General features: G+C 61.2%; 1 protein-coding gene. It reads left to right on the top strand.

The features are described from left to right. Positions 1 to 128 precede the first annotated feature (128 nt). Entirely contained in the window at positions 129 to 989 is an 861-nt protein-coding gene (locus R4P64_RS33910) for a mycofactocin-coupled SDR family oxidoreductase (RefSeq protein ID WP_033237425.1), read from the top strand. Positions 990 to 1,012 lie beyond the last annotated feature (23 nt).

Raw genomic sequence — 1,012 nt, forward strand, 5'->3', positions numbered from 1 at the left:
GTGGGGCGTCGAAGGTCTCGAGGATCTCCTCGAGGTCAAGACCATCGCCCGCCCGGCCTGATTCGTGCTCGATATTTCAGATAGCCAGGCTTTGAACAACATTCAGATTCACTCGAGAGGAAACTTCGATGGGCAGAGTTGAAGGTAAGGTCGCATTCATCACGGGCGCAGCCCGTGGACAGGGACGCAGTCACGCGGTGCGGCTTGCGGAGGAGGGCGCGGACATCATCGCGGTCGACCTGTGCCGCAACATCGAGACCAACTCCTATCCACTCGGGACACCCGAGGACCTGAAGGAGACCGTCCGTCTGGTCGAGGCGCAGGGCCGTCGTATCGTCGCCGTGGAAGCGGACGTGCGTGAGGCTTCGCAGTTGCGTTCGGCACTCGATCAGGGGATCTCGGAATTCGGCAAGCTCGACATCGTCGTCGCCAACGCCGGTATCGCCCCGATGTTGGGGGGCCCGAACATGCAAGGCTGGCTCGATGTCATCGGCGTCAACCTGATGGGTGCGCAGAATGCGATCCACGAGGCCCTGCCGCACCTGAAGGCGGGTGCGTCGATCATCGCGACCGGATCGACGGCGGCGTTCATGCCCAACGATGTGGTGGAAAATCCGGGAGCGGATCCGGGCGGATCCGGTTACACAGTCGCGAAAATGATGCTCTCGCAGTACATTCACGAAATCGCGCGCGCTCTCGCACCTCAGATGATTCGTGCGAACATCGTCCATCCGACGAACTGCAACACCGGCATGCTGCAGAGCGAGGCGATGTACAAGATTTTCCGTCCGGATCTCGAGAGCCCGACTCTCGACGATGCTGTCGGCCCTTTCCATGTTCAGCAGGCGATGCCGATTCCGTGGGTCGAGCCTGTCGACATCAGCAACGCCGTCCTCTACCTTGCCTCCGATGAAGCACGCTACGTCACCGGCACCCAGATGCGGGTCGATGCGGGCGGTTACCTGAAGATGCATTCCTTCCACCCGTAAACACCCACCGACAGCTCCGAAGG

Source organism: Rhodococcus sp. IEGM 1366, from assembly GCF_033142425.1.
GTDB classification, from domain to species: Bacteria; Actinomycetota; Actinomycetes; order Mycobacteriales; family Mycobacteriaceae; genus Rhodococcus_F; species Rhodococcus_F globerula.

Coding starts and splice junctions, on each gene's coding strand:
- R4P64_RS33910 (WP_033237425.1), top strand. CDS start 129: ATGGGCAGAGTTGAAGGTAAGGTCGCATTCATCACGGGCGCAGCCCGT.